The sequence below is a fragment of the Bifidobacterium sp. M0353 genome, from assembly GCF_016100645.1.
GTDB lineage: Bacteria > Actinomycetota > Actinomycetes > Actinomycetales > Bifidobacteriaceae > Bombiscardovia > Bombiscardovia choladohabitans.
The window spans coordinates 179,501-192,184 of the sequence record NZ_JACFSB010000002.1 but is presented as its reverse complement, the minus strand read 5'-3'; the positions used below and the strand labels follow the sequence as shown (position 1 = coordinate 192,184).

Genomic DNA, 12,684 nt, shown 5'->3' with positions numbered 1-12,684 from the left:
TGGCAAGGTGAGACGATGAAGCAGCAAAAGCAACGTTCGGCGGGCACCGCGCGCAGGAACACCTTCCGCGAGGACGAGGACCTGGAGGAGCAGATCGACTTCGGTGACATCAAGCGTATAGGGGCCTATCTGAAGCCCTATCTGCGCCAGGGGGTGATCATCCTTGCGGCGGTCCTGTCCATGAGCGCCATCGCCGTGGCCATTCCCTACATGACCAAGACCATGATCGATACGGTCATCCCCTCCAAGGACCCGGTCCGGCTCTTCACCCTGGGCGCGGTCTTCCTGCTGGCCATCGTGGTCTACGAGCTCCTCCTGCGGTACCGGACCGTGGCAATCACCCAGGTGGGCCAGCTCATGCTCAAGGACATGCGCCGGGACCTCTTCACCCACATCCAGACCCTGCCCTTCTCCTACTTCGATTCCAGACCCCACGGCAAGATCCTGATCAGGGTGGTCAACTACGTCAACACCCTCTCGGATACCCTGAGCTCGGGTCTGATCAACGTGATCGCGGACATCTTCACCTTCCTGCTGACCCTGGTGGTCATGTTCGTCATCGACTGGAGGCTGACCCTCTGGTCCCTGGTCCTCATGCCCCTGCTGGTGCTCTATGTGCTGGTGCTCCAGCGCTTCCAGCGGCGGGCCTACCAGCGCCTGTCCAACAAGCAGAGCAATCTGAACGCCTACATCCATGAGTCCATCGCAGGGGTCAAGACCACGCAGACCTTCGTCAGGGAGCGTGAGCAGTTCCACACCTTCCAGGAGCAGCAGGGGCAGGTTCGCAGCTCCTGGATGCGGGCCGTGCACATCCAGTACCTGATGTGGCCGGGAGTGCAGAACATCTCCACCATCACCATCGCACTGATCTACTATCTGGGGATCACCGGCTTGGGCGGCGTGCAGGTGACCACGGGCATGCTGATCGCCTTCGTCGGCTATGCCAACAACTTCTGGAACCCCATCATCAACATCGGCAACTTCTACAACCAGCTGATCACCTGCTCGGCCTACCTGGAGCGCATCTTCGAGACCCTGGACGTCCACCCGGAGATCGAGGACCGCCCGGGGGCCATGGAGCTGCCGCCGGTCGAGGGCAGGGTGGACTTCAACGACGTGGTATTCAAGTACGAGCCCGGAGGCCGCAACATCCTCAACCTGGTGGACTTCCATGTGCCGGCAGGCAGCACGGTCGCCTTGGTCGGGCCCACGGGTGCCGGGAAGACCACCATCGTCAACCTTCTCTCGCGTTTCTACGACGTGACCGAGGGCAGCGTCTGCGTGGACGGGCATGACGTGCGCGACGTGACCCTGGCCTCCCTGCGCCGGCAGATGGGGGTCATGCTTCAGGACACCTTCATCTTCACCGGCAACGTGCGCGAGAACATCCGCTACGGCCGCCTGGACGCCACCGACCAGCAGATCGAGGAGGCCGCCAAGGCCGTCCATGCCCATGAGTTCATCATGGAGCTGCCCGACGGCTACGATACCAAGGTCGAGGAGCGCGGATCCACCCTCTCCGCAGGTCAACGGCAGCTGATCGCCTTTGCCAGGGTTCTGCTGGCCGACCCCCGCATCCTGATCCTGGACGAGGCGACCAGCAGCATCGACACCCGCACCGAGGAGGCCCTCCAGGCCGGACTGGCCCACCTGCTCAAGGGGCGGACCTCCTTCGTCATCGCCCACCGGTTGTCCACCATCGAGAATGCGGACCAGATCTTCTACATCGATCACGGGCAGATTGTGGAGCACGGTACCCACCAGGAGCTCCTGGCCAAGAGGGGCGCCTACTACCGGCTGCACGAGTCCCAGTACGCCATGATCCGCACTGCCAACGGCGACCAGGCGCAATCGACACAGCCTGGCGATGATGCGGAACGGGGCAGCCGGGTTCAGCAGGATTCGGCTGTCTCTGCGCAATAGCAGACTGACCCATGCGTCACCGATGGTCCCGACCAGCAGTATTACATCGTTGTAAAATACCGAGTGACAAGTCAAGGCCGACAGGATCGGCAACTAGGGCAAAGGAGCAGATGTTGAGCGACAAGGTTCACAAGGACGTCGAGGGAACCGACCCTTACGGGTATCTGATGGTGCACTTCATCGAAGACCCCCAGGGGTATGCCGAGCGCCTCTACTTCGACCTGTCGCGAGGCGATGACCCTCTGAGCTGGGATCCGCTGTATGGGGGCAGGCCGCTACTGACCTCGCACCTGGGCACCACCGGCCTGCGGGATCCCTACATGGTACGTGATCCGCGCAACGGCCGGGTCTATGTCATGGCCACAGATCTACGGGTGTTCGGCGGCGATCAGTCACAGGGCAGCGGCTGGGATCACTGGTCCCGCCATGGCAGCACCAAGCTGATGATCTGGTCCACCGACGACCTGATTCATTGGTCGGGCCCCTGGCCACTGGATGTGTCCTTGCACCAGGACGGCAGCAGGGTCCCGTTGGGTATGGCCTGGGCGCCGGAGTGCCTATGGGTGCCCGACTATGAGGGGCCGGGACAGGGGGCCTTCGTCCTCTACTGGTCATCCAGGCTCTTTGACCAGGATGATCCTGACCATGCCGATCCGTCCGCCTACGACCGGGTGCTCTGGGGGGCGACCACCGACTTCACCCAGGAGCACTTCGGCTATGGCGGAGTCCTTATCGATACCGGTCGCAATGCCATCGACACCACCATGGTCCAGCGTCCTCTGCCTGGGGGCGGACTGCGCACCTATCGGGCCACCAAGGACAACGGCTATGGCAGGGGCATCTGGCTGGACAGCACCGACGATCCTCGCTGGTGGCAGCCACAGGCCCGGTGGACCACCATCCAGGAGCGGATCGGCGCCAACTGGTGCGCCGACGGCAACCCCTCGGGCGTGGAGGGTCCGGCCCTCTACGCCGATCATGCCCGTAACCGTTGGTACCTGCTGGTGGATGTGATCCCCTCAGTGGGCTACAGGCCCATGGTCAGCGATGATCCGGACGCCGGGTTCGACTACGCCCGGGAGCAGGACTTCCACCTGCGCCCCCATACCAAGCACGGCGGGGTCCTGTCCCTGACCCGGCAGGAATACGAACGTCTGCGCCCTCTGGCGCAGCAGGACTGAAACAAAGCACTGAGAAAGGAGCACGACATGGACAAGGCCTGGAGACCACCAATGGGGTGGAACAGCTGGGACAGCTACGGGACCACCGTCACCGAGCAGGAGGTGCTTGACAACGCGCGGGTCATGCGCGACAGGCTGCTCCCGGTGGGCTGGGACACGGTCGTCATAGACATCGCCTGGTACGACCCGACCGCCAGGGCCCATGGCTACAACGCCAAGGCGCCTCTGGTCCTGGATGACTATGGCCGGCAGCTGCCGGATCCGGTCCGGTTCCCGTCGGCGGCTGACGGTCAGGGGTTCGCCCCTCTGGCCGCGCGGATCCACGATCTGGGTTTACGCTTCGGCATCCACGTCATGCGGGGCATCCCCAGGCTGGCGGTCGAGCGGGACCTGCCCGTCCTCGGCACCTCCTATACAGCCGCCCAGGTCGCCGACACCACCCATGTCTGTGCGTGGAATCCCGACAATTACGGTCTGGACCAGTCCCATCCGGGAGCCCAGGCCTGGTACGACGCCCAGGTTGACCAGTTCGCCCGTTGGGGGGTGGACTACCTGAAGGTGGACGACATGCAGGCCCCCTTCATGGACCGGGAGATCGACGCCTACGCCCGGGCCATACGCAAGGCCGAGCAGGCCCATGGGCATTCCATGACCCTCTCCCTGTCCCCAGGGACCCGGGTGCCCACCACCCACCTTGGTTTCCTGCGGGATCACGCCCAGCTCTGGCGGATTTCGGACGACCTCTGGGATCGCTGGCAGGACCTTTACGCCCAGTTCGCCCGTCTGGCCCGCTGGGCGCCTCTGCAGAGCACAGGCCACTGGGCTGATGCGGACATGCTGCCCCTTGGGCATATCGGGCTGCGGGCCGAGCGGGGCGGGGACCGGTCCAGCCTCCTGACAGCCGACGAGCAGCGCACCATGCTGACCCTTTGGGCCATGGGGCGCTCGCCGTTGATGGTGGGTGGCGACCTTCCCAGCAGCGATGAGGACACCCTGTCGCTGCTGGACAACCCGGCCCTGGAGGAGGTTACCGCCGGTTCGGCCGACAACGGTGAGATCATCCGGGAGCCGGTCGAGGGCGGGGATGAACAAGGCACGAAGACCTTAGGCGAGGAGATCGTCTGGAGGGCCCTGGCCAGCGACTGGGCCGACGGAACCCCCTCGGCCCATGCCGGCGGGGTCTATGTGGCTGTCTTCTGGACCGGGGATCGCCCCCGGCGGGTCAGGACGGCCCTATCCTCCCTGGTGGGTCTGGATAGGGCGGATAGGGCCTGGACCCCGGTCGACCTGTGGCGGGGCCGGGTCACTGAGTCCGCCCAGGTCAGCCTGGAAGGACAGGGTGCCGACCGGGATCTGGTGGCCCTGGTGCCTGCACACGGCGTGGTCTGGGTGGCTCTGGATCCCCGCTGAGGCGATCAGCGCTTGGAGCCCCAGATGCAGACGTTGTTGCCCAGGGCGCTGAAGGTCATGACCTTGCGGTGGTCCCTGTCCCTGGGCAGACGGGCGAAGACGCCCTGGTAGGTCACGGTCCCGTCCTCCTCCTTGATATCCATGGACAGTCGTCCCCGGTCGTCGACCTGCCAGTGGCCCTGGCGCGCTCCGGTCACCTGGCCGCCGGGCTCCAGACGGATGTCCACGGCCTTGACCACGCCCCGGTATCGGGTGCTGTGAGTGTCGGTCACCTTGCGCGGTCCCTTGAAGAAGATGGTCGGATCATGCTCCACCAGCTCATAGGTGCCGGCCTCGTCCTTGGCGTTGTAAGGGCCGCCGGCCTTGGTGCCCAGATACTCATAGGGGGCAGCCACCAGCCACCCGTCTGTCGTGGGCATCAGCTGCCGGACACGGATCTGATGCTCCTCCTTGCGGTCGGAGAACCTGGTGTGATAGACCACGTAGTCCCGGCCGTCCTTGTCGTGCAGGGCCGTGTTCCCACCCTGCGAGACCTCGATGTCGCCTTTCTTGTCCCCGCTCCACTGGTAGGAGCCCATCAGGCGGATGCCTGTCTCACTGGTCCAGTTGTCGGCCTCGCCGCTGGTGGCGATGGCCGGGTTGCCCCGCTGGTCCAGGTAAGGGCCGGTGATGGAGTCCGAGCGGAACATCCGCATCTGGTAGCCCCCGGTCTGCACCAGCTTGCCGTAGGAGAGGAAGAGGTACCAGTGGCCGTTGGTGTGCAGCAGCGCCGATCCTTCGCCTGAGTTGCCGAAGCCTCCGGCGAGTTTGTGCCCGTAGTAGGCGTCGGACTGGTTGGCCTGGGTGGGGTAGGTGGTGGAGTAGTCGCGCAGCCCGGTCTTGGGGTCCAGGCGGATCATCCAGATGCCGCCGAACCAGGAGCCGAAGCTCATCCACAGGCCCCCCTGCCCGTCATCCTTGACACAGGCGTCAATCGCATTGATACCCGTATCCGTGTAGGACTGATAGCGGTCCAGCTCCGGGTCCGAGCCCAGCACCTTGGGAACGTCGGTGCTCATGTAGTTGGCCCGGGTGAAGCCGGAGTAGACCACCGGTCCCACATAAGTCCAGTCGCCGTCCACCCGGTCGGCGGTCAGCAGGACGATGACCGAACGATGCTCGGCCCCGTTCAGGCTCAGGTACATGCACCACTTCTTCATGGTGGCGTTGTAGTAGACGTCAGGCGCCCACATATTGCCTGTCACGTCCGGATTGGAGGACTGCTTGGGCCATGCCTTCCAGATCTGCGCAAAAATCTTCTTGTAATCGCGGCTCAGGTTATTGGTGAAGGGGGTCCAGTTGACCAGATCCGTGCTGCGGGCATAGGCCCGGTGCGAGCCGAAGACGTAGTAGCTCTTGCCGGAGCGAACCACGGAGGGGTCGTGGACCGAGACGCGCTTGGGTTCCTGGGTGGTGGAGGCTTTTGCGCCGCTGGCTGATGGCTGCTGGTTCGAGCAGGCGGCCAAGGCCCCCGACAACAGCATCGCCAGACCCGCCGTCAGGGCAGTCAGGGCCTTCATGGCCCGTCCGGTGCGTTTGGGTCTTCTCATGGTTCCTCGCTTTCCGTGAAGGCAGCCCGATCGACATCGATGACGACCCGTGGCGCATGGCCGACCTTGCCGAGTCGGTTCGGATGAGCGAACAACCCGGCCTCATCCATGCGGGCATCGGGCGTCGGGGAGACTGGCCTCCATGTATAATTTCTATCGTTAGAAACGATAGTCGCCGGCGTTGAAGCCGGCAAGCCGGATGGAAGGAGTCGTCATGGGTGAGGATGCTCTGGACGGTGGACGAGAATCTGGGGATGGGGTTGCACTCATGTGCTACACCCGGCATCCCACTGATCGGCAGGAGGCCAACAACGAGGATGTCGCCCTGAGCATGCACCTGGCGCTGCGATCGCGGGCGACCGGCCGTTGGGAGCCCCTGAACGGCGACTACGGCATCTTCTTCGCTGCGGCTGTGCCCACTAAGGCTGTGCCGGATAGCGCCCGTGGGGCCTGCACGGCCGGGGCCGCCCTGCCAGGTGAGGCTGCGCCGCAAGAGGGCGGGCATAATCCTGGACTGGATGCTCACCAGGGCGAAGGCTCCAATACCGCTGCTGATGTCGACGACAATGTCGACGATGGCCAGGCATCGCAGGCGGCCCAGGAACTGGCGGTGGTCCCAGGGCAGGATCTGATTCTGAAGAGTCTGATCGACCCCTTCCTGCTGTCCCTGAGGGACGGCACCTTCGTCATCCTGGCCACCAGGACGGCCAGGGGCGGCCGGTCTGACGGATCCCAGGCCGACTCCATCCTGACGGCTCTTTCACCGGACCTGCTGACCTACCGACGGTTGCCGCAGGTCCACATCCTGGGAGCTCATGGGGTCCACCGGCCCAGGGCGCGGCTCCTGGACGATGGCCAGGGCTGCCGGCTCTACTGGGACGACGACCGCGGGCGGCTGTGCACGGCAACGGTGGACGATCCGGCACGGATGGGCATGGTGACCGGCATGAAGGTCCTGGAGGATGATGATCCCCTGGCCCAGGGCGATCCCCTGCCCCTGGATCGGCGGCGGGCCCTGGAGGAGGACTGCGGTATGAAGGGCATCCTGGCCGGCAATGTCGTGCTGGTCAGCGCCGACTGCGAGCGTGGCCTGCTGGAACGGTTTGGCCGCATCTATAACACCGGCGTGAAGGTGGACCCGGTTCAGGTGTCCCGGGGCGACGGTCTGGAGTCGGTCCGTCAGGCCCAGGCACGGCTCCTCTACAGCGACGGGTCCACCGCCCTGCGCGGGGTGGATTGGGACCAGAGCCAGTTGGACCGTCTGACCAGCGACCTGGCCCAGGGTCGCCTGAATCCTGGAGATACCAGGCTGATCGGCGGACGGATCCGGCAGACGGCTTACCCGGTCCCCTTCGCCCGGCAGCGTGCCGATCCCTCCATTTTCCGCTGGTCCTGGAGGGGCCGGCGCCTGTTCATGTTCATCGCCACCGAGGATGCGGATGGCAACTGCGTCGACCCCTTGAACGGGCACACGCACATGCCCCTGCGGGTGGCCGACACCATCGAGGGCCTGAGCGATCAGGCCGGCGGCCATGAAAAGGAGGTGGACCTGCTGCGCAGGGGCGATCGCAACAGCGAGGGCCGGGTCATGACCGGCTGCTTCTGGGCCCCGGAGATCCACCTGATCGGCGGCAGGCTCTCCATCCTCTTCATGCCTTGCTTCGATGGTCCGCGGACCAACCCGGACGGGACCGCCAATGATCGGGCCGGAAAGCCGGACATGTGGACGGGCTGCTGCCACATCATGCAGCTGCGCCGCGACGACCAGGGCCGGGATCTGGACCCTCGTCGGCCTGAGAACTGGGACAGCCCCCGACCCATCCTGCGGGCTGACGGAACCCCTCTCAATCCCATCCAGCGCATCAGCCTGGACATGACGGTCCTGCACGATACCGGCCGCTGGTATTACGCCTGGCAGCAGTTGGGATCGGTCTGGATCGCCGCCTTCGACCCGGCCCGCCCCGACCGTCTGACCAGCACGCCACGGCAGATCATCGTCCCCGAGTTCGCCTGGGACAACATGATTGCCGAAGGGCCCAACGCCGTGGTCCATGATGGCCGGATCTTCCTGATCTATTCCGGCTCCCTGGTGGGCATCGACTACACCACCGGACTGGTGACCGCACCGGCCGGAGTCGGGGCCGATCTATGCGATCCCGGCGTGTGGAAGAAGCTGGACTACCCATTGCAGAAGTCCGGGAAGTACAATGGCCATTGGCAGCTGGGCACCGGCCACGGTATGTGGTCCCAGGACGAGGACGACACCATGATCTACGTCTTCCATAATGCCGAGCATGACCAGGACCGCTACCTTGGCCGCGTCAGTCAGGTAAGGCGGGTACATTGGTCTGCTGAGGGGATGCCCGTATTGGATATGCAGACGGATGAGGAGCTCGACCCCACCCGCGCCACGGTAACCTTGGAGGTCAGGGTCTTATGAGTTTAGCCGCTTCCCCCGGCACAGGACGTGGTTCCACCCCGACCATGAAGGATGTGGCCCAGGCTGCAGGAGTGTCGGTCAAGACCGTCTCCAACGTGGTCAATGACTACGAATTCGTCTCCGAGGCCACCAGAGGCAAGGTCAACAAGGCCATAGAGGAGCTGGGCTACCGGGTCAACGTGCCGGCCAGAAACCTGCGGCTGGGCTACACGGGAATGATCTCCCTGGCCATACCGGATCTGGCCATGCCCTACTTTGCTCAGCTCTCCTCCCTGGTCATCGAGGAGGCCAAGAAGCTGGGCATGAGGGTGCTGGTGGAGCCCACCCTCTACTCGCGCGAGGGTGAAATCGAGGCCCTGCACGGTTCCCAGCGATCCATGATCGACGGCCTCATCTACAGCCCCCTGGAGCTGGGCATGGACGACCTGGACCAGCTGCGGGTGGACTACCCCCTGGTGGTCGTGGGTGAGCGCATCTTCAGCGATCAGTTTGATCATGTGGCCACGGAGAACGTGGAGGGAGCCAAGCACGCCACCGCCTATCTGATCAGCACAGGCTGCCGTCGGGTGGCGGTCATCGGCACCCACCCCGGCGAGAAGCTGGGTTCGGCCGCCCTTCGCCTGGAGGGGTACAGACAGGGTCTGGAGGAGGCCGGTCTGGACTACGATCCCCGGCTGGTGGCCCCATCGCGCATGTGGCACCGCATCGACGGGGTCAATGCCATGAACTCCCTGCTGGACCAGGGCATCGTCCCCGACGGTGTGGTGGCCCTGAACGACATGCTGGCGGCAGGGGTCCTGCATTCCATACAAATGCACGGTATGTCGGTGCCGGACGACATCTCGGTCATCGGCTTCGACAATTCGGACGATTCCCAGTATCTGTCACCCTCGTTGACCAGCATCTCGCCCGGGCTCAAGGCCGTGGCCAGGCTCTCGGTCCGCGTTCTCAAGGACAGGATCAACGGGGTGCAGCCGCTGACTACCAAGGAAGGCGAGCACGTCTTCCGCAAGGTATCCTCCTCGCTGGTGGTCCGCAATTCAACCCGTGCCCTGCCCGGAAATGAAATCGCCGTCTGATTGCTGATGTTCTTTCTCGAGTGTTCCTGGTTTCTTGATTTCTAACGTTGTAATATACTGAAGACGTTCTCGAATGATTTGAGGCGGCATCGGCTGACCATGGAGGCCTGCCGGTCGGAGCGCAGTCGCTCCGATGCCTATATGGAAAGGTGTGAACATGCGTCATCAATCGTCATCAGACGCAGGACGACGAGGTCGAGGAGGGGTTGCAGCGGCGGCCCTCATGGGCATGATACTGGCGGGCGGCACAGTCGCATCCCCAGCCTGGGCGGATCAGTCCCAAGCCGACGGTAGCGCCACAACCAGGATGTCGGCCAGTCAGCCCCAGCCCTTGCTCGGCTACGATTTTTCGGCCCTTGCTCCAGGGGCCAAGGAGGCAGAAAATACCGTCTCAGACTCATCCTTCGGCCCGGCCCGTATCCTGGACGCCGATGGTCGGCCGACAGGGGCAGTCAAGACCGACGATGCGCTCCTGTTCGATGGAAGCACCTATGTCAAACTTCCTGATGACATACTGAGCGGACGCGCCAACGCCACGGTGTCCATCCGCGTGCGCAACGACCGTTTCAACGCCTCAGGCCCCTGGACCTACCTCTGGTCGCTGGGGGGGACAGGCCAGCAGGCCGTCGGCTCCTGGACCGTATCCACCCACACCTCCCTGTACACCTCCATCACTTCCAAGGCCAACGGCCAGGGCGAGACCTATCTGCCGGCATCCAAGAACCTGCCCGATGACCGCTTCTCCACCTTGACTGCCACCATCGATGGCAAGAACAACATGGTCCGGCTCTACATCAACGGCCTGCAGGTGGCTGAGGGCAAGGCCACGGTCAATCCCGCCGCCTTCGGCGACCACCGCCACAACGTAATCGGCCAGTCCCGATACCCCGGCATAGACGACGCGCTCTTCCATGGCGCAGTGCAGTCATTCGCCGTCTATCCGCAGGCCCTGGATGCCGACCAGATCGTCGCCACCCTGCCCTCGGAGGACCTGGGGGATCTGATCGACCAGCAGGCCACATCACTGGCGGTCCCTGCAGCTGTGGACGGTGATTTCAACCTGCCGGTCTCAACTAGTGTCGCATCGGTAAGGTGGAACTCTTCGGCTCCCGGAACGGTCAGCGTCAATGCGGCCACGGGCAGGGCGCATGTGGTCCCCGGCAAGCGTGATGTCCCCGTTACGCTGACGGCCCGGCTGCAGGCGAACAGGGCCTCGAGGTCCTCCCTGAAGGCCAAAGCCATCCAGCAGGACTACCGGCTTGTTGTCAGGGGCACCTCCAAGGACGGTCAGAACGCCTACTCGCGCGTCTCCGTACATGACCCCTCCGTGGTCAAGGCCGGAGGGCGCTACTACGTCTTCGGCTCCCACCGGGCCTGGGCCCGCAGCACCGACCTCAAGCATTGGGAGCCGTTCACCAACAATCTGAGCCGGGATTACCAGCGCATTCTGGATCCCATCTGGAAGGCATGGCCCAAGCAGTCCTCCAATCCGGACGTGACAGGCAACATGTGGGCGCCCGAGGTCTACTACAACGCCACCATGAAGAAGTGGTGCATGTACCTGAGCCTGAACGGGGGAGGATTCCCCTTCCAGAAGTCGGTCATCGTCCTGCTGACCGCCGACGACATCGAGGGGGACTGGAGCCTGGTGGGACCGGTGGTCTACTCCGGCTTCCAGAAGTCCAACGTGGCGGCCACCGACGTGCCCAAGGTGCTGGGGCCCAATGCCGATCTGTCGCGCTATGCCAGCCTCACGGATACGGGTATCAATGCGATTGACGCCTGTGTCAAGGATGACGGGCAGGGGGGCCTGTGGATGAGCTTCGGCTCCTGGTTCGGCGGCATCTGGATGATCCGCCTGGACCCCAGGACCGGGCTGCGCGACTACTCCACCACCTACCCCACCCAGGCCAACCAGTCCGACGCCTACTACGGGCACAAACTCGCCGGAGGCTTCGGCAACTCAGGCGAAGGCACCGCCCTGGTCCATCAGGGCGACTGGTGGTATCTGATGCTTTCCTACGGCGGACTCGGGCAGACCGGGGGCTACCAGATGCGTGAATTCCGTTCCCGTTCCATCACCGGCCCCTACCTGGACCAGAACGGCAAGTCGGCCGTCTATGGGCGTGCAATGAATGATCTGGATGCCAACCGGGGCCTGCGGATCGACTCCTCCTTCGCCCAGCCCGGACAGGACCAGGTGCTGACCTCCCAGGGGGGCAACGCGCTGTTGTTTGACGACGATCGTGTCTTTAACGTTTACCACACACGCTTCGTGCGTGCCGAGGGCAACCTGGAAGAACATCAGGTCCGGGTCAAGCAGATGGTGCAGACCCCTGACGGATGGCTGGTCATGACGCCCTTCGAATACCGGGATTCGGTGGGCAGGGTCTCCGCCAGCCAGGTGGTCGGCGACTACCAGGTGGTGGTCCATGATCCGGTCCGTTACTATGCGGGGTCCGGTCTGTCCAGCCCGGCCATCTACCGGTCGGTGTCAGTGAGCCTGCTGGCCGGCGGTCGGCTGGGCGGCCAGGTGCAGGGCTCCTGGAAGGCGACCGCCGGCAATCTGACCATCAAGGTGGACTCGGCGGATCCGGGCACCCTGTTGCACGGCGTCTATCGGGCCAGGCTGGGCCGACAGCTTGACGAGCAGGGCCATCCGGTCGTCTTCTTCTCAGGGCTGGGCGGCGATGTCTTCACCGATGCCGGTGCCGATGTCTCCAGGGCAGCAGGTGCCGCGGCAATCTGGGGTTCGCGTCCCCTGACCGATGCCAAGGTTCAAGAGGAGGCCGATGGCGATGCCAATCATGCGACTGTTCCCGCCGCGGACCCCACTCCTGCACCCGCAGGTCGGTCCGGCAAGGAAGGCAAGGCCGGTCGCCTGCCCTTGACCGGATCGGCCCTGTCGGCTCCCGTCGCTGCCGCATCTGCGGCCCTTGTCCTGGGGCTGGGCGCACTGGTGTTCACCGCCATTCGCCGAGCCCGGGGCTGAACCCGAACGGGCCCGCTGCACAAGCCGCCCTCCGCCTTCAACTTCGTTCGCCCGGTGGAGGGTGGCGGCC

At 64.4% G+C, this 12,684-nt stretch carries 7 protein-coding genes; 6 read left to right on the top strand and 1 reads right to left on the bottom strand.

What is annotated here, in order from left to right; all coding sequences use genetic code 11:
* Positions 1 to 15 precede the first annotated feature (15 nt).
* The 3 genes from H3V04_RS06430 to H3V04_RS06420 all read left to right on the top strand — a co-directional run bounded on the left by H3V04_RS06430 (position 16) and on the right by H3V04_RS06420 (position 4,514).
* Complete coding sequence (locus tag H3V04_RS06430; RefSeq protein ID WP_198187601.1) at positions 16 to 1,923, top strand: ABC transporter ATP-binding protein; 1,908 nt, start codon at positions 16 to 18, stop codon at positions 1,921 to 1,923.
* 110 nt (positions 1,924 to 2,033) lie between these two features.
* Entirely contained in the window at positions 2,034 to 3,104 is a 1,071-nt protein-coding gene (locus H3V04_RS06425) for a glycoside hydrolase family 43 protein (protein ID WP_198187600.1), read from the top strand.
* 51 nt (positions 3,105 to 3,155) lie between these two features.
* Positions 3,156 to 4,514, top strand: a complete 1,359-nt coding sequence (locus H3V04_RS06420) for a glycoside hydrolase family 27 protein (RefSeq protein ID WP_198188002.1) — start codon at positions 3,156 to 3,158, stop codon at positions 4,512 to 4,514.
* Between the two features lie 5 nt (positions 4,515 to 4,519).
* Here the strand turns inward: H3V04_RS06420 and H3V04_RS06415 are convergent, their stop codons facing one another.
* Positions 4,520 to 6,103 carry a glycoside hydrolase family 43 protein gene (locus tag H3V04_RS06415; protein ID WP_198187599.1) on the bottom strand — a complete coding sequence of 528 codons (1,584 nt, stop codon included), beginning with the start codon at positions 6,101 to 6,103 and terminating at the stop codon, positions 4,520 to 4,522.
* A gap of 214 nt (positions 6,104 to 6,317) precedes the next feature.
* Here H3V04_RS06415 and H3V04_RS06410 point away from each other — a divergent pair, with 214 nt between their 5' ends.
* The 3 genes from H3V04_RS06410 (at position 6,318) to H3V04_RS06400 (ending at position 12,614) form a co-directional block, all read left to right on the top strand.
* Positions 6,318 to 8,543, top strand: coding sequence for a family 43 glycosylhydrolase (locus H3V04_RS06410; RefSeq protein WP_198187598.1), 2,226 nt, complete (start codon positions 6,318 to 6,320; stop codon positions 8,541 to 8,543).
* On the top strand, positions 8,540 to 9,622 hold the full coding sequence (locus H3V04_RS06405; RefSeq protein ID WP_198176937.1) for a LacI family DNA-binding transcriptional regulator: 1,083 nt from the start codon (positions 8,540 to 8,542) through the stop codon (positions 9,620 to 9,622). Before H3V04_RS06410 ends, H3V04_RS06405 begins: the two co-directional genes overlap by 4 nt.
* A 157-nt stretch (positions 9,623 to 9,779) precedes the next feature.
* A complete protein-coding gene (locus H3V04_RS06400; RefSeq protein ID WP_198187597.1) occupies positions 9,780 to 12,614 on the top strand; it encodes a family 43 glycosylhydrolase in 2,835 nt (944 codons plus the stop codon).
* The last annotated feature ends 70 nt before the right edge of the window (positions 12,615 to 12,684 follow it).

Coding starts and splice junctions, on each gene's coding strand:
- H3V04_RS06430 (WP_198187601.1), top strand. CDS start 16: ATGAAGCAGCAAAAGCAACGTTCGGCGGGCACCGCGCGCAGGAACACC.
- H3V04_RS06425 (WP_198187600.1), top strand. CDS start 2,034: ATGTTGAGCGACAAGGTTCACAAGGACGTCGAGGGAACCGACCCTTAC.
- H3V04_RS06420 (WP_198188002.1), top strand. CDS start 3,156: ATGGGGTGGAACAGCTGGGACAGCTACGGGACCACCGTCACCGAGCAG.
- H3V04_RS06415 (WP_198187599.1), bottom strand. CDS start 6,103: ATGAGAAGACCCAAACGCACCGGACGGGCCATGAAGGCCCTGACTGCC.
- H3V04_RS06410 (WP_198187598.1), top strand. CDS start 6,318: ATGGGTGAGGATGCTCTGGACGGTGGACGAGAATCTGGGGATGGGGTT.
- H3V04_RS06405 (WP_198176937.1), top strand. CDS start 8,540: ATGAGTTTAGCCGCTTCCCCCGGCACAGGACGTGGTTCCACCCCGACC.
- H3V04_RS06400 (WP_198187597.1), top strand. CDS start 9,780: ATGCGTCATCAATCGTCATCAGACGCAGGACGACGAGGTCGAGGAGGG.